Origin of the sequence: Microbacterium sp. (genome assembly GCF_029263575.1) — a bacterium.
GTDB lineage: Bacteria > Actinomycetota > Actinomycetes > Actinomycetales > Microbacteriaceae > Microbacterium.
In genome coordinates this window covers 18,220-37,274 of the sequence record NZ_JAJUFV010000002.1, presented here as the reverse complement: position 1 = coordinate 37,274, position 19,055 = coordinate 18,220, and the positions used below count along the sequence as shown (strand labels likewise).

Here is a 19,055-nt window from a genome sequence, read left to right as displayed (position 1 = left end):
CGATGAGCCGCATACTGGATCTCACAGACGTCGCTCTGGCGAAAGGCCGCCCGGATACGGGGAATGCACGGCAGCCGATCGCGATTGTCGGCATGGCTGGGCGCGCGGGGCGCTCACGCGACCTGGCGCAGTTCTGGCAGCTGCTGCGCGACGGTGAGCAGGATTTCACCCGCATCGCCGGGCAACGCCGTGATGATGTTGAGGACTTCCTCGCCGCGCGCGGCACAGCGAGCTTGAGCAATGCGGATCTCATCGGCGGCGCGCGCCTGCCCTCTGTTGCGGATTTCGATCACCGCTTCTTCGGTATGTCGCGTCAGGAGGCGCGAATGCTCGATCCGAATCAGCGCATCTTCCTGCAGACGGCGTGGGAGGCCTTGGAGGATGCCGGACACCTCGGTCAAGACGTCCGCGGTCAGCGTATCGGCGTCTATGTGGGAATGTCGTCGGACTTCGGCCACGACTACCGCTCGATCGTGCAGGCATCGCAGCCGCGCCCGCCTGAGGCAGCCGTTGCGGGCAACGTCCGCTCGATCATCGCGAGTCGGCTCTCCTATCTGCTCGATTTCTCTGGGCCGGCGATGTTGATCGACACCGCGTGCTCTTCCGGGCTCGTCGCGATCTATACGGCCATGCGCGCGCTGCAGTCAGGCGAGTGCACGATGGCGGTCGTGGGCGGAGTCAAATGCGATCTGGTGCCGGTCATCGCGCAGCACGAGGGCGTCGGCGTGGTCGATATCGCAGCCACGGAGGCCGCCGATCACCGTACCCGCACGTTTGATCGGCGCAGTGATGGCACCACAGGAGCAGAAGGCGCATTCGCCTTCGTGCTAAAACGTCTCGACCACGCTGAGCGCGACGGTGACACCGTGCGCGCTGTCGTCCTGGGCGGCGCTGTCAATCAAGACGGCACGTCGAACGGAATCACGGCGCCGGATGCTGCGGCACAAGCCGAGCTCATTCAGGCGGCGCTGGCGGATGCCGAAACACCCGCCGAACGCATCAGCTATGTCGAGGCGCACGGTACGGCGACACGCCTCGGGGACCCTATCGAGATCTCTGGAATCACACGCGCGTTCGGCGCGCGGAGTAGTCGTCAGCAGTTCTGCGCGGTCGGAACGGTGAAGACGAACGTCGGACACATGGACAACGCGGCGGGCCTGGCGGGCTTGGCGAAGGTCGTGCTCTCGATGCAGCACCGTGAGCTGCCGGCGAGCCTGAACTTCCGCGAGCCGAATCCGCAGATCGACTTCGTGGGATCACCGCTGTATGTCAATGACAGGGCAACTGCGTGGGACGATGAGCGTCACCTGCACGCCGGCATCAGCAGCTTCGGTCTCAGCGGCACCAACTGCCATCTCATCGTGCGCAGCGCCGACGCCGTTACTCCTGGTGCGAGTCGTCAGGGCGTCTCGCGCGTGCTGCCGCTCAGCGCCCAGGATGATCTGGCGCTCGGTCGGCTCGCGCAGCGGTATGTCGCCTTCCTCGAGTCGGCCACGATCGATGCCGACGACATGGTCTACACCGCGGGCGTGGGGCGCACGCATCATTCCGTGCGGGCGGGGATCGTGTTTGACGATCACGATGAGCTACTCGATGCCCTGCGCTGCCTCTCGAACGGCTACGCTCACCCCGCCGTCAGTCGGGGAAGCTTCCGTGTCGTCCTGCGCACGCAGCGGGGGGCCCGTGACGGCGATCTCACCGAGGCTGAGCATGAGGCCCTCACGCGGCGCGCCGATTCGCACGCTGCCCAACACAGTGAGGCGGCAGATCGCGAAACGGCCACAGCATTGGCCGAGGCCTATGCTCGCGGCGGCGACGTCGATTTCAGGCGCGCACATGCCGTATCGCGCCGCCGCATCGCCTTGCCCACCTACCCCTTCGAAGACATCCACTGCTGGGTTCCGAGAGCAGCTACGACATCGGCTATGGCAAGCATCGTGAACAACAGCATCCTGGTCTCTGCGGGGCGCGCCGTCGCAGTGCATCGATTGGATGCACGCGAGCACTGGCTGCTGTCAGACCACCGTGTTCAGGGTGTGAGCGTGCTTCCTGGCACGGGGCTCATCGACCTCGTGCTGTCAGCGGCCAGCGCGCTGAGCGCGAAAGCGGTGCCCGTGCGGATCCGACGGATGGTGTTCGAAGAACCCGTGACGGTCGAAGACGCTGAGCCGCGCGAGCTGCACATTCATCTCGACGAGCGCGAGGTCGATGCGCATGAGCATGAATACGACGTGCGCATCGTCTCGCGCGGCGACACCGGCGAATGGACGACGCACGTGCGCGCAGAGCTCGAGGTCACCTCGCACGCCGAGACTCCGGAGGCACTGGATCTCGCAGCGATCAGGGATCGACTCTCGGTCGAGGTAGATCTCGACGATGATCATGACGTGGATCGCGGGCTCGTCTTGGGCTCACGCTGGACTGACGGCCCGCGTTCGGGCAGGACGAATGCGACGGCGACCGAGTATCTTTTCGATTTTGCTCTGCCGCCGCAGAACGCGCATGAGATCGATGAGCATCTGCTTCATCCGGCACTGTTGGATCTGCTCGTGAACGCGACGAACAACCTGACAGAAGACGCAGCCCTCTACCTGCCGTTCTCATACGGTGAGTTGCAGGTGTACGGCAGGCTTCCTGCGCGAGCGTTTGCACATTTCATCCACCGTCCGGAGTCGGTCGAGAAGCGGATGCACGTCTTCGACGTCATCGTCACGGACGCAGCCGGAGCGATCGTGCTGACCGCCGAGCGTTACTGCATCACAGCGGTTCGCGACCAGCGCGACGACGGTTACGGCCACCTCACGGTGGCGAAGCGAATTGACGCGGCCGAGGTCAGCACAGCGACACCTGGTGGTCGTGCGCTTGTTATCGGCAGGGTCAGCGCCACCAGTGACGCGCTCGTCGCCGAACTTGAGCGGCGCGGAATGGCTGTCACCCGGGTGCTGGATCCTGTGGACGCCGAAGACGTCGCCACCGATGCGCAGTTCGCGCTCGGCTACTTCGTTCCCCTCGCCGATGAGCGCGCTGTTGCGGATGCTTCGCGCGGTGCCATCACAGCCGGTCTCGACGTGCTCGATCTCATCGCCACGCGCCGCGTCGGCTTTGAACATGGGCTTGCGATCATCACACGCGGTGCGTATGAGATTGACCCCGCTGCCGACGACGCGAGCCCCGGCCACGCCGCCGTCGGCGGTCTCTTCGACGTTGCCGCCACCGAGTTCCGTGAGCTGGGGATCCGCCTCATCGACATTGACTCTGCGAGCGAAGCGGTTCTGCTGGTAGACGAGATGCTCAGTCCAAAACGTCCGCGTGCTGTGGCATATCGCGGCGGCATCGCCCACGTCACCGATCTGCGCCCAGCACCCATTCCCCTGATTGAGCGTGAGAGCCACGGCGAGGGAGCGGTAATCGTGTCGGGCGGAACCGGCGCTCTTGGACGCGAAGCGGCGCTCGCGTTCAAGGCAGATGGCTACGACTCGGTCGTCGTGTTCGGCTCCTCCGTGACTGATACCCCTCGTTCTGATGAGCTGTTGGAGGCGAGCGGCATCGTTGTCGAACGCTTCGATATCGCCGATGAGGCTCGCACTCGCGAGGTCGTCGCTGAGGTCCGTGAGCGGTACGGCAGTATCACGGGGGTCGTGCACGTGGCGGGTCGACCCGGTGCAGGCTATTTGCACACGAAGACCAGAGCCCAGTTTGAATCGGTTTTCGCGCCCAAGGCGATCGGCGGGTTGAATCTGCACGCGGCGACCGCTGAGGACGAACTTGACTTCTTCGTGCTCTTCTCCAGCATCGCAGCGCTGACCGCTGATATCGGGCAGTCCGACTATACGGCTGCGAACAGGTCTCTCGACGCTCTCGCGCGCCATCGCGCACGTCATGGAATGCCTGCTGTGAGCGTGCAGTGGCCGGCCTGGCGCGAGGTCGGTATGGCGCACCGACTCGGTGCCGTCGACGAGCAGGATCGTTTCGTGCCACTCGACCCAGACGTCGGCATCGATCTGCTGCGGCGGCTCATCAACTGGCGCGATGCGCCCGCGGTGATCATGCCGGGCACGTTGCAGTCGGTGCGCACCTCGACATCGTCGACGGCCACACAGCCGCGAAGCGAAGATGTTCGCCTCCTGGGCTTGGCGCATGTTGATGACATCGACCGCGCGGTCGCTGCTATCTGGGCAGAATGTCTCGGCGTCGACGAACTCGACGCTCATGAGGACTTCGAGCAGCTCGGGGGCAATTCGCTCATCAGCTCGCAGATGATGCGCATCTTTGACGAGCGCTTCCCCGGAGCGCTCGACATCACTGATCTTTTCCGCTACACGACGGTGTCCGCGCAGGCCGAGGTGCTGCGAGAGCGCACCGCTGGCTCCGCAACACCTTCCGCAGACGATCAAGACGATCTCGACGCTCTGCTCGACCGCATCGAACGCGGCGAGTTGAGCATCGAGGAATCGCCCGGGCTCATCTAGAAAGCGAATGCCATGCAAAACGTCCGAGAATTCATCCTTGCCCAGCACGTCGCGAAGAATATCGATCGCGCGCAGACCAAAAAGCTCCTCCGGGAGATATCGGATGCGGCGGTTCGGGAAGATATCGCGATCATCGGGCTGGCGGGACGCTTCGCATCCGCAGGCGACGAAGAGCAGTACTGGGACAGCCTCGTCGAGGGGGCGAACTGTTTGCGTGACTTCCCTCAGCTGCGTAAAGACGACCAGCGCGAGATCCTTCGAAATCCCGCACATGCCGAGCTTCTGCTTGGTGCGCCCGTGGCTGAGGCCGATCTCGATCGGATCTATGACCTGAGTGGGTACATGGACCGCATCGACACTTTCGACGCTGGGTTCTTCTCGATCCCGCCGCTGGAGGCGGACTACATGGACCCGCATCAGCGGGTCGCTCTCGAGATCGCCTACGAGGCGATGGAGAACGCCGGATACGGCGGCGAGGCTATGCGCGGGAGCAGAACAGGAGTTTTCGTCGGGCGAGACCAGACGAACTACTCCTACTACAAGATGTTCTCTGAACGCAGCCCCATGCAGTTGTCTGGCTCATGGGAAGGCATGGTCGCAAGTCGCATCTCATACCTGTTCGACTTCACCGGTCCGTCCATGATGACCGATACAGCCTGTTCTGCGGGCGCGGTGTGCATTCATCAGGCGATCCAGTCCCTGACTCTGGGGGAGTGCGATGTCGCCCTCGCGGGTGGCATCAACCTGTCGTCGGGCGGCGAGGTTCGCCCCGAGCACATCAACGGCGCTTCCATGGACAACGTCGTATCCAGTGCCAGTACTGTTCGTACCTTCGATGCGCGCGCGGATGGCACGCTCTGGGGCGAGGGAGCGGGCATCGTCGTGCTCAAGCCACTGGCGCGTGCACTAGCCGACGGAGACCACATCCGAGCCGTCATCAAAGGCACGGCCATCAACAACGACGGCACTTCGAACAGCATCACGGCGCCGAACGCTCTCATGCAGGAACGTGTGATCCTCGATGCCTGGTCCCGCGCCAGCGTGGATCCCGAGACGATCAGCTATATCGAAGCGCACGGTACCGGTACCGTGCTCGGTGACCCCATCGAGGCGAAGGGCCTGACGAACGCCTTCCGCCGCCACACTCAGGCGCGTCAGTTCTGCGGAATCGGCTCGCTCAAGACGTCAATGGGGCACATGGTCGCGGCATCCGGCGTCGCGGCCGTGACGAAGGTCGTCAAGATGCTCGAAGCAGGCCAGCTGGCGCCGTCGGCCAATTTCGCATCGCCGAACCCCTACATCGACTTCACGGGAAGTCCGCTGTACGTCAACGACCGGCTGTCGGAATGGGAGCCCGTCGATGGGGTCCGCCGTGCCGGGGTGAGCTCATTCGGCTTCATCCGCACCAACGCTCACATGGTGCTGGAAGAAGCGCCGGCGTATCGTCCTTCTGAGCCCGCGCACAGCGCATCGCTGTTCACCCTCAGCGCGAAGACGCCGACTGCGCTTCGCCAACTTGTCGATCGTTTCGCGCGGACACTCGAAAACACCCCGTTCAGCCTCAACGACATCTGTGCGACCGTGAACCTCGGGCGCGGGCACTACGAGCATCGTCTGCTCATCGTCGCCCGTTCGGTCGAAGAGATCCGCGACCGCCTGCGCGAGGTGTACAGCGATGGCATCGCCTCGCGGCCTGCTCGAGCTGTGTTTGCCGGCTCGCATGCGCTGGTGAGTGCGAAAAAGCGCGATCGCGAACCGGGTGAGCTGACGGCAGAAGAGCGCCGGAGCATCACGGCGGATGCCGCGACGGCACTGGGCGACTATCTGCGTGACGGCGATGTTCGCCACCTCGAGCGGCTCGGACAATGCTATGTCGCCGGAGCGCAGGTCGACTTCGCCGAGTTCTATCCGCGCGAAAGCCGTCGGCGTGTGCCGCTGCCGACCTATCCTTATGCCCCCGACCGGCACTGGGCACCGATTCTGACGTCGCGGGTGCAACTGCAGGGCCCCGCCACCTCCTTCAGCCACCCCATTCTCGGCACGATCGTTTCATCAGAGGCCGACGAGATCGTCTTCACCAGCACGATGTCACCGCGAACGCACTGGGTGCTCGATGACCACCGCATCAACCGCACAGCGGTCATTCCCGGCACGACCTACCTGGAGATGGCCAGAGCGGCCTATGCACACGTCACGGGTGCCGAGCACATGCGCCTCTCGCAGGTGTTCTTCCTCACCCCGCTTTCCCTCGACGAAGATGAGTCGGCCGTCGTGACGACGACGCTCACCCGCGATGGGAATGAATATGCGTTCCGTATCGCCGGCGCGCGAGACGGCGAATCGGTGCCGCTTGTGGAGGGTCGTATCGGCGCGTCAGACTCGACAGTGCAGCGGCGTGAGCTCGATCTCATCGCGATCGCAGCGGCCGCCGCCGAGGTGCATGATCCCTATGACGCCGAACCCGAGACCGACGTCTTTCAATTCGGGCCGCGGTGGGACTGCGTTCGCGCAGCCTGGATCGGTGAGACCGAGTCGACAGCGCGCATCCGCCTGCGTGATGGTGTGTCACGCGAGAGCGAGATCGCGCTTCACCCGGCCATGCTAGATCACGCCGTCAACCTCGTATCGCAGATGGGCGAGCACACCTATCTGCCGTATGTCTATAAAGAGCTCGTGCTGCACGGGCCGATGCCTGACGAGTTCCACTCCGTCATCACCAAGCGCCGCGGGGCCGATGGTGATGAGGTCATCACCTACGACGTCGATCTCGTCGATGCCGAGGGAAACGTGTTCGCACAGGTGCGCGACTACTCGGTCAAGCGGGTCGACTGGAGCCGGTTCCAACTCGACAGTGCGCCGCGAAGCCTGGAGTTCTCATGGCGCGAGGTGCCGGATGCAGAGCAGGTAGCCGTATCCGAGGGGTCGTGGGTTCTCGTCATCTGTGATTCCCCGGCGGGCCGCCAGTGGGAGCAGACCTTCGAGGCAGTCGGCCGCGCCGTCGAGGTCGTGCGACTGACGGGAGATATCGAAGCGGATGCGACGAGCTTTACTGCGGTGACGGATCGTGTAGCCGCAGGGGCGGAGGGCATCGTCTGGGCGTTTGACGGTGGCGATGGCCAGCAAGCAACCGATGCTCGGCAGCTGTTCTCATTCGTGCGCCACCTTGTCGACAGTCGAGTGCGACCGTCCGAGGGGCTGAAGATCGCGGTTCGCGACGCCTGGTCTTTCTCGGCGGATGACCGTGTTGCTCCGGCCGCGGCGGCTGCGGCGGCGCTAGGAATCGTGGTCGGACAGGAGCATGAGAACCTGCTGGTCGATGTCGTCTCTGCCGGGCGCGACGCCGATAACGCCGTGCTCGTCCGCGAGATCGTGGACGTTCATCGTGCCACGCCGCGAACGGTCGTCGGATCGCGCGTGCTCATCCGCCGCGCAGACTTCGCCGCAGGTCGCACGGTCGAAGACCACACGGTCACAGGCGCCACGATCGTCATCACCGGGGGAACGGGCGGTCTGGGCCTCGCTCTCGCCGAACGCTTCGCCGCTGCCGGTGCGGCACGGTTGTTGTTGTTGTCACGGCGAACCCCTGATGAGGCGACACGTGCGCGCATCGACGCAATCCCTGGAGCGCGGTGGTTCGGCGTTGACCTCGCCAGGGAAGATGACGTGCACGCATTCACCGAGTGGCTGCGAACCGAACAGATCGCGATCGATATCGTGCTGCACGCTGCTGGCATCGCCGGTGCTGGGTTCCTCGCCCGCAAGGAGGAAGCGGAGTTTGCCGCGGTTCTGGCGCCCAAGGTCTCGGGTGCTCACGCTGCCACCCAGCTGTTGACGGTGCCGGATCAGGGGCGAATCGTGTTCTTCTCGTCGATCACCTCACTGCTCGGTGGGCCGGGACAGGGCGACTACTGCGCCGCGAACGCCTATATGGACGGCCTCGCTGCAGATCTGCGCTCGCGCGGTGTGCACGCGGCATCCGTTCGTTGGCCAGCATGGTCGGGCGCGGGCATGGCCGTGGAGCATGGCGTCGACGATCAGGCGCCTGTGCGCTCGATCTCGCTGGACGACGGCTTTCAGTGGCTGCTGGGCGTGCTCGCAGAGCCCGCCGACGACATCGTGCCCTCGACGTTCGACACACGTGTGCTGGCAGACGAGGCGGCGGGCTTGCCCTTTGAGATCCCTGCCGAGGTCGCCGCGCAGATCGCCGCGAAGCCGGAGAACATCCCCTCCGGTGATGAGATCACGAGCGTGCAACTGACCGGGATCGCAGATCCCACCCCGGTGCAGGTCGCGGTGGGCTCGTGCTATGGGGCGGTTCTCGGCCTGTCGAAGATCGATGCCTTCGCATCTTTCCAGGAGCTCGGCGGCAACTCCCTGGTGACCACGCAGTTGCTGGGTGTGCTTGGCGAACGCTATCCGGGCGTCGTCGACATCGCTGATCTCTTCTCGTATTCCACGGTCGTCGACCTCGCTGACTTCATCGCTTCGTCGACCGGGCAGGAAGAGCCGGCAACCGAGAGCCCGCGCGATGACCTGCTCGGCGAAGTTCTCGCCGAGCTACGAGACGACGAGCTCAGCGCCATGTTCGCTAACGAGGGGGTAGCCAGCCATGAGTGAGACCGTGACGGATGCCCGCAAGGATCTGCTGCGCTACGTGCTGTTGGAGGCGAAGGAGCGTCGACTCGATGCCGACCGCGCCCGACAGTTCGTTGCATCGCTGGCTTCGTCGCGACCGGAGTCGACACCTATGGCCGTCGTCGGCATAGCCTGCCGATTCCCGGGTGGTGAGAGCAAAGAAGAATTCTGGGACGCACTGTCCGAAGGGCGTGAGTCGATCGGCGAGTTCCCTTCTGACCGTCTGGCGGATCTGCTGCGGGTTGACCCGGACGCAGCCGCGAATGTACGCCGCGGCGGATATCTCGAGGCCATCGACGAGTTCGATGCCGAGTACTTTGGGATCCCACCGCGTACGGCCCAGCAGATCGATCCCTACCATCGGGTGTTGATGCATGCGCTCATCGAGGCGATGGACGACGCCGGCCACCCGCGAGACCAGCTTCAGGGGTCCCGAACGGGCGTGTTCGTCGGCAATGACCATACGCATCGTCTGATCACGTCGTATCTGCCATTTCTCGAGGAGACTGACTTTGGCGGCATCACCGGGTCGTGGACCGGTATCCTCGCCAGCAGGCTGTCTTATCACCTCAATTTGCGCGGTCCGGCACAGGTCATCGATACCGGATGCTCGTCGAGCCTCGTAGCGTTGGACGCTGCGATCAAGGCGATCTCGCAGGGCGACTGCGACACGGCCTTCGTCGCCGGCGCGAACCTCTTCCTCTCACCGTCGAGCATCGGCAACGAGACAGAATCCGATGGCAGCCGCGTGCGCCCCTTCGACGCCGCCGCCGACGGCACGGTCTGGAGCGAGGGCGTGGCGGCCGTGTACATCAAACCGCTTGACGCGGCGCAGCGCGATCGCGACCACATCTACGGTGTCATTCTGGGCAGCGCGGTCAACAACGATGGCAAGAGCAACGGTCTCACAGCCCCGAACGCCACCGCACAGCGTGATCTTCTTGTGCAGGCCTGGTCGCGCGCCAAAGTGGTGCCCGAGTCGATCGAGTACATCGAAGCGCACGGCACCGGCACCACGATCGGCGACCCGATCGAGCTGAAGGGGCTGGCAGCTGCCTTCGCGCAGTCGACCGATCGTCGACAGTTCTGCGGAATCGGATCGGTCAAGTCGAACATCGGGCACAGCGTCGGGGCAGCAGGGCTCGCGTCGCTCATCAAGACGCTTCTGACGATCGAGCGGGGTGTGATGACGCCGACGGTGAACTTCACCGCCCCCAATCCTCTAAGCGATCCCTCCGGCTCTCCCGTATACGTTGTCGATCGCACGACCGAGTGGGCCACACCGATCGCTGAACGACGCGCCGGAGTGAGCAGCTTCAGCCTGAGCGGAACGAACTGCCATGTGGTCCTGGCAGGTCACGAGCACAAGCGCGAGCGTGTAGCGCAGCGCGAGAACTATTTCCTGCCGCTCTCAGCACGCGATGAAGACCTGCTCGCACGCGCCGCGAGCGCACTGGAGAGCCATCTGACCGCGAACAGCGAGCTGGCTATGGAAGACATTCTCTTCACCGCCGTGCAGGGGCGCGAGCACCACGAGACCCGTGTTGTCGTGCATGCTCGTGACCGAGATGGGCTGCGAAGCGCGCTGCGCTCTGTCGCCGAGAGTCGAATCGACGAAGCAGTGCTGCGCCGCGGCGATGACGCCGTGGTCCGGTTCGATTCGACGAGCGCTCACGGTGCGCTGTCGCGATACCTCGCTGGCGGCGATCCGACGGCAGAAGAATTCTTCGCCACGGATGACGGACGACGAATCCCGCTACCTCCGCAACCTCTTCGCCGCACGCGCGTGTGGGAGGAACGATCAGCTAGTGCTCCGACAGCCGTCCTCGCCGGACGCTCGGCCGCATCCGGTTCCGATCCGACGAGCATCCTCGCCGACGCGCTACGCCGCGACGGCGACCCGCTCACGAACGCGATGCGCGCCGTATGGAGCGGCGTTCTCGGCTACGCACACATCGATGAATCAGCTGACTTCTTTGCACTGGGCGGAGACTCAATCACAGCGGTCAAACTCACGCAGCAGGCGAGTGCGGTTCTCGGTTCAGCGATCTCGGAGACTGCGATCTTGGAACAGCCGCAGCTGGCTGACTTCGTTCGCGCGCTGCATCAGGAAGGCAACTTCAGCCCGGAGACGCTGTCTGAGCGCGCAGCGCAAGAGTCGGTGAGCGGGGGAGAAAGCGAATCGATCGACCTTCCGATCACGCCGCAACAGCGCAGCATCTTCACCTCAGCGCAGTACTTCCATGACTCGGTGAACTACAACGTCTCGGGCATGCTCCTGGCCCCTGAGCCTCAGAGTGTTTCCGCTCTGCAGGCGGCGCTGGACGCACTGATTGCCCGTCACCCTGCCCTTCGCACCTCGTTCCACCTGATCGATGGCACGCCAGTGCAGCGCGTGCATGCCACAGCATCCGTCCAGATCGACAGGCTCACCCTGGCTGACCCGGAGACGACCGACGAGCATGAGGCTGTCGCAGCCCAGGCGATGTCAGAGTGGGTGCGCCCGTTCGAGCTGACTCGGGCGCCGCTCATCAGAGTCGGCTATGCCGAGTTTGCCGACGGCACCAGTGGCGTGGCCATCGACATGCACCATCTCGTCACCGACGGAATGTCGATGGGTGTGCTCTTCCGCGATCTGCGTCACTTGCTTGACTCTGCGGCGCTGCCGGCGTTGCCCGACGCCGAACAGATCGCTCGTGATTCGGTATTTGCGCACACGGATGCCGCGATGATCGAGCACCGCGGCTACTGGCGTGAGCGTTTTTCGGATGGTGTGCCCGTTCTCGACCTCAACACAGACTTCCGTCGGCCGACGACGCTGTCGGTCGACGGAACGCAGCACGTGCGTGTGGTCGAGGATGACATGCTCGCCGCACTGACTGCCTGGGCACGCGCACGCGGTGTGACACTGACGGCGGTTTTGCTTGCCGCTTACCACCGCGTTCTGGCGATAGCCAGTGGCCAAGAAGACATCGTGATCGGCATGCCTGTGACGGGACGCACGGCACCGGGCTCCGACGATCTGGTCGGGATGTTCGTGAACACCGTCGCCGTCCGCATCGATACGAAAGAGAGCGACACGATCGCCGATGTGGTCTCGCGCACAGGCGAGCGTGTGCGCGAAGCCGTGGCGCACCAGAGTTTCCCGCTTGAGTCGCTTGCCGCCGCAGTGGACGCCCCGCGCCTGGCAGGCAGGCGCCCGATGTTCGACGTATACTTCGCGCATCAGAACATCGATATGGCGTTAGAGAGCGACGGCGAGCGACAGGTGCCGTTCCACACGGGCACCGCCAAATTCGACATCACCCTGTCAGCACGCCCCGCCGCTGGCGGACTCGCGCTGGAGTGGGAGTACGCGACAGCACTGTTTCGCGCGGAGACGATCGAGCTCTACGCGGATCGCTTCGTCCATGTGCTGCGTCAGTTCATCGCATCCGACGCCTCTTCGTCACGTGATTCGCTGGAGCGCATGGATGCGCGTGAGCGCGATCTCATCCGCAGCTACGCGGTTTCGCCGGCGGCAGAACTGGACAAGCGTCAGCCGGAGGGCGTGTTCAGCAGGTTCCTTGACATGGCCAAACGTGACCCCGAGCGGGATGCGATCGTATACCGAGGACGACGCACAAGCTATGGCGAGCTTCGTGAGCGCATCGAGATTCTGCGCTGTGGCCTGCACGCACGAGGCGTGATGCCGGGTGATCGCGTCGGTATTCTCGTCGGGCGCGGCCCTGAGATGATGGCGGCCATGCTGGCTGTCTGCGCGGCCGGTGGCGTGTATGTGCCGTTGAACACCACTTTTCCCGATGAACGACTGCGCGGCATCCTGACGGACTCTGAAGCCCGTCTGGTGCTGTGCGATCAGGATCGTCGCGATGCGGCCGAGCGGGCAGCGCCAGCGGCAACAGCGGTGATCGACGTCGCCGAGTGCCGCGCGGCGGCGGATGCTCCACGCCCCGCCGTTCGTGAGACCTCGCCAGCCGATCCGCTTTACGTCATGTACACCTCTGGCACGACGGGGCGTCCGAAGGGAATTGTCATCCGTCAGGAGGGAATCCTGCGGGTCGTGGTGGACGCCTGGTATGCGCCCGTGCACGAGGACGACACCTTCCTCATGATCTCGGACTACTCATTCGACGGCTCTGTCTATGACCTTTACGGCGCTCTGCTCAACGGTGCACGCGTCGTGATCGCCGAGGCAGAGACAGCCGCCGACGTACCTCGTCTGGTCGAGCTCATCGACCGCGAGTGCATCACGACCTTCTTCATCACGACCGCACTGTTCAACGTGCTCGTCGAGCATGACTCGCAGGCATTGGGAGCCGTGCGCCGAATTATTTTTGGCGGGGAGACCGCCTCGTACCCGCACGTGCAGCGTGCGTGCCTGACCTTCACGAACACGACCTTCATCCATGCATACGGTCCGACGGAGACGAGCGTGTTCGCGACCGTGACGGAAGTGGATGCCGCCAGCTCTGACCCCCTTCCCATCGGTCGTCCTCTCGATTCGACAACCATTCGAGTATTGGATGCCACGGGAGCCCCGTGCCCGGTCGGTGTCGAAGGCGAACTCTACGTGGGCGGACGCGGCGTGGCTGACGGCTATGTCAACCGGCCCGAGCTGCAGGCCGAGAAGTTCGTCTCGCTTCCGGCGGCGCCCGGCGAGCGCCTCTACCGCACCGGAGATCTGGCAGTGCTGGGGTCAGACGGATGCTTCTACCACCGCGGTCGGATCGACGACCAGGTGAAGGTGCGTGGCTTCCGCATCGAACCGCAGGAGATCGCCCGCAGCGCCTGCCGTGCCGCAGGAGTGACGTGGGCTCACGCCGCCGTGCTCGCACGCGGTGGGGCGACGCCGAGCCTGTGCCTGTGGTTCACCGGAGGCGTTGACGGGCCGACATCCGTCGAGCTGCGCACGCACCTGCGCCGGGAGCTGCCCGATTACATGGTGCCCGCGTTCCTTACGAAAGTGGACGAGGTGCCGCTGACGCCCAACGGCAAGGTCGATGTGGCAGCACTGGCTGCGCGCGAGGACGTGGCACCGACGCCGCAGCCCGTTGAGGTAAGTGACGTTATCGCGGACTCGTTGATCGACGACATTCGATCGGTGTGGTCGGATTGCCTGGGCGTTGTCGTGCATGACATCGATGCCGTCTTCTACGAAGCCGGGGGCGACTCGATCAAGGCGATCCAGGTCGTAGCCGGGCTTCGCGATAAGGGGATCGAGATCGAGGTCGCTGACCTTCTCGGAGACGAGACCATTCGCACGCTAGCGGATCGTTTCTCAGACCGGTCGCGATCAGGTGGCGCAAGCGTCGAGCGCGTCAGGGAAGTTGTTCAGTCGACACCGCTCGGTGTGGTGACGCCCTCTCCAGCACAGCAGGCCTACCTCGATGAGGAGCACAATAGCGGGAAGCTCTTTACACAGAGCATCCGCGTGCGCCTCGACTCGTCTGTGCCGGCCACGGCCGTGCGTAGCGCTCTGGAGCAGGCAGTGGAGCGTCATGAGGCGTTGCGCACGACGCTTACCGCGCGCCGCACCCTGAGGCTGCGTTCGACAGATCAGCTGGTGGCACCGATCGTGATCGACGCCCGCGCCGATGACATCGACGACCCGATCGCGGCGGTGCAGGCAGCTGTAGACGAGCAGCACGGCCCGCTCATCGCAGCCGGTGTCGAGGACGATTACATCGTCTTCGCAGCCCATCACCTCAGCGTCGATGTCGTGTCGTGGACGGTGCTGCTGCCTGAGATCGTCGGCACGTTGAGCGGCGAAAGTATCGACCCGGTGGCGACGCGGCCAATAGCGCAATGGTCCGCGGAGATGGCAGAGAAATCAGCTCGCGGCCAACGCCGCAGCGAGCTGCCCTACTGGCGGGCGCTCGCGGCACGTGCGACATATGAGGTCGAACTGTTCACTCGTGGTGAGCTGCGACGCGATGAGACCGTACAGATGCAACACGTGATCGATGGCGAACGCGCTACGGCGCTGTTCGAAGCCGCGCAGGAGCATGCCGGTCTCGGCCGCGACGACGTCGTCGTGCTTGTGATGGCGCGAGCAGCCGCGCAGTGGGGGAGCAGATCGCAGTTGCTCGTGGCTCGCGAGGGGCATGGGCGAGACGCTCTCGGCGATGCCGCCGAGGTGTCCCGAACCGTCGGCTGGTTCACGACGGTCTATCCTCAGCTGGTCGCGGTGACCACGGATGCTGTTGCCGACGCGAAGCAGCTGCGTCGAGATATCGACGAGCTTCCGGCACACGGCACGGGCTTTCGGCCTCTGATTCAGCACGACGATCTCGATGACGACGATCGCTCGCTGCTGGAAGCCATGCGCCCACAGCTGCGCGTGAATTTCTTGGGGACTCAGGAGCACTCGGGCGGGGCATCGTCGTCTGTGCTCGAGGTTGAGCACCTTCCCGCTGAGATGACGGTGGATGCGCACTACGCCTCAGACATCTGGATCGATGTGGTCGCGGAGCTGCGGACGGACGCGCTGGTGGTTGAGGTGCGCCTGCCGGCGAATGATCCGATTGCGCCGGCCTTCTCGATGGCACTCGATTCGGCATTCACCGAGGTCTTCGATGCCTTCGCCTCCACACAGGCGCGGTCAGTTATCGCGCCCGCTGATCTCGGCGCCGACACTCTGGCAGATATTCTCGCCGGTCTCGATCTCGGTTCAGCGGTTGACGCATCCGTTTCGAACACTCCAACGCACAGCGCTTCCGGCGCTGACAACGCACTGAGGAACTCATGACAGACACCGCCGCGCCCGCCGTCGAGTCGATCAATCGGTTGACCGCGATGCAGAAGGGCATGTACTTCAGCACTGTTCGTGACCCTGACAGCGACGCCTACATCGAGCAGTTCGATTTCACTCTCGTCGGCACGCTGCCGCTCGACGCATTGCACCAGGCTTTGGCTGCGACCTGCGCGCACTTCGCGGTGCTGCGCACAGCAATTTCGTATCGAAACACGGACGACCCCTTCCAAGTGGTGATGCGCGAGCGCACCATGCCGGTCGAGGTGGTCGATCTGCGCAGAGACCGCGATGCGCTGTCTCGACTCGACGATGTGAAGGCTGCCGATCGCTTTCGCGGATTCGACCTCGCGGCTGACCCGCTGATGCGCGCCACTGTACTTCTCGTCGACGACGACACCACGCATCTGCTGCTGACCTTTCATCACATCGTGCTCGATGGCTGGTCGCTCGGGCCGCTCTTCGCGACACTGTTCGAGTATCTCGGCGAGGCACAGGAACGCGGTGAGATCATACAGCGTCGGGAAGAGCATCCTTTCGGCCGCTATATCGACTGGTGCCAGTCGGTTCCCAGCGCCGACGCTGAGCATTTCTGGACGGAGCGGCTGAGCGGTTATGAACGCAAAACGCTCATCCCCGTAGACGCGGCGGTGTCGGTTGATGCCACCGTCACGCGAATGCACACCGTGCAGCTCGGCAGCGAGGTCGTCAGTGCCATGGCACGCGCCTCACGTGAGTGGCGCGTCAGCGCAAGTACGATCTTTCATGCCGCCTGGGGCGTATTGCTTCAAAAGGTGGCGTACAGCGACGATGTGGTCTTCGGAAGCGTGGTTTCCGGTCGTGCCGTACCTGTTGAGGGCATCGAACACATGGTGGGGCTCTTCGTCAATACATCGCCCGTCCGCGTGACCAGCACAGCAGATGCGAACTTTGAGCAAATGTGCCGTGCCGTGCACGAGGACTCCCGGCTCGCAACGGCTCACGCGCATCATCCGCTGTACGAGGTGGCTGCGCTGGTGCCCGGGGCAGGCGAGCTGATCGATCACGTGCTCGCATTTGAGAACTATCCGCCGGTCGAATCCTTCGTGAGTGACGACGACGACGAACGGCTGCGGGTCACCGGGTTGGATGTCTTCGAACGCACACCTTACGCCCTGCACGTGGTCGTCAACCCGGGCGATACGCCGACCGTCACGTTCACGTATGACGAGGCACGCTTGCCCCAGGAACGGGTGCAGATGCTGGCCGACGGCCTGGTGCGCATCCTGACCATCGCTCTGGACCAGCCCGCGCTCGCGCTCGATGAGATCGCCCTTGTCGAAGCATCAAACGTCGACATTCACGAAGGCATCATCGACAGTACGATTCTGGAAGAGTTCGCACGCTGGGTGCAGTCGACTCCGGAGGCTATCGCGCTGGATGCCGGACCGGATTCTCTGAGCTACCGCGAGCTCGACGATCGGGCCCGCCGGATAGCCACCGAGGTCGAGTCAGCGGCAGCGGGCAGCGATGCCCCCGTTGGCGTGCTCGTGGGCCGATCCCCGAACCTCGTGGCCGCGCTACTGGGTGTGCTCATGTCGGGTCGGGCATACTTGCCGCTCGATGGAAAGGATCCGGATTCGAGGATCGCGACAATCTTGCGCGATGCCGAGGCCGTCGTCGTCTGCGTCGACCACGATCGTGCGTCGCGAATCCCCACTGATCTGCGCTTACTCAGTGTCGACGTGCAAAGGCTCGGAACCTCGGCCGTGATCACGCGAATCCCCACGCCCGACGCTCCCGCATATGTGATGTACACCTCGGGGTCGACCGGCACACCGAAGGGGTGCATCATCACGCACCGCAACGTGGTGCGCCTGGTCACTGATCAGAGTTATTTCGACTTCACCCCGGCACAGCGCATCCTGCATACCAGCTCACCGGCTTTCGACGCCTTCACGTTCGAAATGTGGGGAGCGCTGCTATCCGGCGCCACTCTCGTCTTCGCCGACGAGATGGACGTCCTCGACGGGAATCGTCTGCGGTCGGTAATCGCCGAGCGAGCCATCACGGCGATGTGGCTCACCGTCGGGCTGTTCAATCAGCTCGCGGATCTCGACCCGGCCCTGTTTGTGGATCTCGACCACCTCCTCATCGGAGGAAGCGCGCTCGCACCGCGCCAGGTGGAGCGGGTCCAGGCGGCTTGTCCCGGACTGCGCATCACGAACGGCTATGGTCCCACAGAGAACACCACGTTCTCGACGACGCACGAGATCACCCCCGACGATCTGCGCGGTGGGCCGATTCCGATTGGCCGCCCCCTTGCACACTCGAGTGCTTTCGTCGTCGATCGTGGTTTCAATCTGTTGCCCCCGGGAGCGCTCGGCGAACTGTGTGTCGGAGGCGCGGGCGTCGCCGCCGGATACTTGCAGCGCCCAGAGCTCACAGCTGAACGCTTTATCTCACTCGCAGCTGTCGGCAGTGCGCGGGTGTATCGGACGGGCGACCTGGTGCGCTCGCGTGCTGATGGGACGCTCGTGTACCTCGGCCGCGCAGACGACCAGGTAAAGATCAACGGCTACCGTGTCGAGATTGGCGAGGTAGAACGCGCTCTCACAGCAGTGGCGGGTGTCAGCACAGCGGCCGTGCTCGCGATCGAGACGGCGGGAGCGTTGCGCCTGGCAGGATTCTTCACGACGCACGGTGACCCTGCGCCGGCAGAGGTGAGGCGTCTGCTCGGAGCCGCACTGCCTGCGTATCTTGTTCCCTCATCGATCGATCGTGTTGACACGATCCCGCTCACTCGCAACGGCAAGGTCGATCGCGCGCAGCTGCTGGCGGCCGTCACCACCGAGCCGAGCACGACGCCGGTGCCGGTGACTGCGGCTCCCGGAAGCAGCGGCGCGGTACTCGCGCAGATCTTCGCCGATGTGCTTGAAGTGGCATCCGTCGACGTGCAGGCAAACTTCTTTGATCTCGGGCTCAACTCGCTCACTCTGCTCACGGTGAACAACCGCATCCGCGCCGAGCTCGGCGTCGAGTTGGCCGTGACCGAGCTGTTCGAACACACCACGGTGCGAGCGCTGGACGAGCGCATCGTGCGCCTGACAACGCCAAATGCAACCGAATCGGCCGACGACGTTGACGATGACGCATCCCTGGTTGCGGCGCCGTCCATGCTGAACCGACTTGCCCTTGATCTTGAGGAAGAGGACTGA

General features: G+C 64.2%; 4 protein-coding genes. All 4 read left to right on the top strand.

From position 1 onward, the window contains the following. Window positions 1-2: 2 nt before the first annotated feature. Genes Q1J95_RS00360 through Q1J95_RS00345 form a run of 4 tightly spaced genes read left to right on the top strand, consistent with a single transcriptional unit; the run spans window position 3 to window position 19,055 of the window. Window positions 3-4,469 carry a type I polyketide synthase gene (locus tag Q1J95_RS00360; RefSeq protein ID WP_300264892.1) on the top strand — a complete coding sequence of 1,489 codons (4,467 nt, stop codon included), beginning with the start codon at window positions 3-5 and terminating at the stop codon, window positions 4,467-4,469. Window positions 4,470-4,481: 12 nt separating this feature from the next. Beyond that, on the top strand, window positions 4,482-9,086 hold the full coding sequence (locus Q1J95_RS00355) for an SDR family NAD(P)-dependent oxidoreductase (protein ID WP_300264889.1): 4,605 nt from the start codon (window positions 4,482-4,484) through the stop codon (window positions 9,084-9,086). Next, entirely contained in the window at window positions 9,079-15,855 is a 6,777-nt protein-coding gene (locus Q1J95_RS00350; protein WP_300264886.1) for a non-ribosomal peptide synthetase, read from the top strand. The genes Q1J95_RS00355 and Q1J95_RS00350 overlap by 8 nt, the downstream gene beginning before the upstream one ends. After that, the gene (locus Q1J95_RS00345) at window positions 15,852-19,055 is read left to right on the top strand and encodes an amino acid adenylation domain-containing protein (RefSeq protein WP_300264883.1); all 3,204 of its coding nucleotides are present in this window, start codon (window positions 15,852-15,854) and stop codon (window positions 19,053-19,055) included. The genes Q1J95_RS00350 and Q1J95_RS00345 overlap by 4 nt, the downstream gene beginning before the upstream one ends.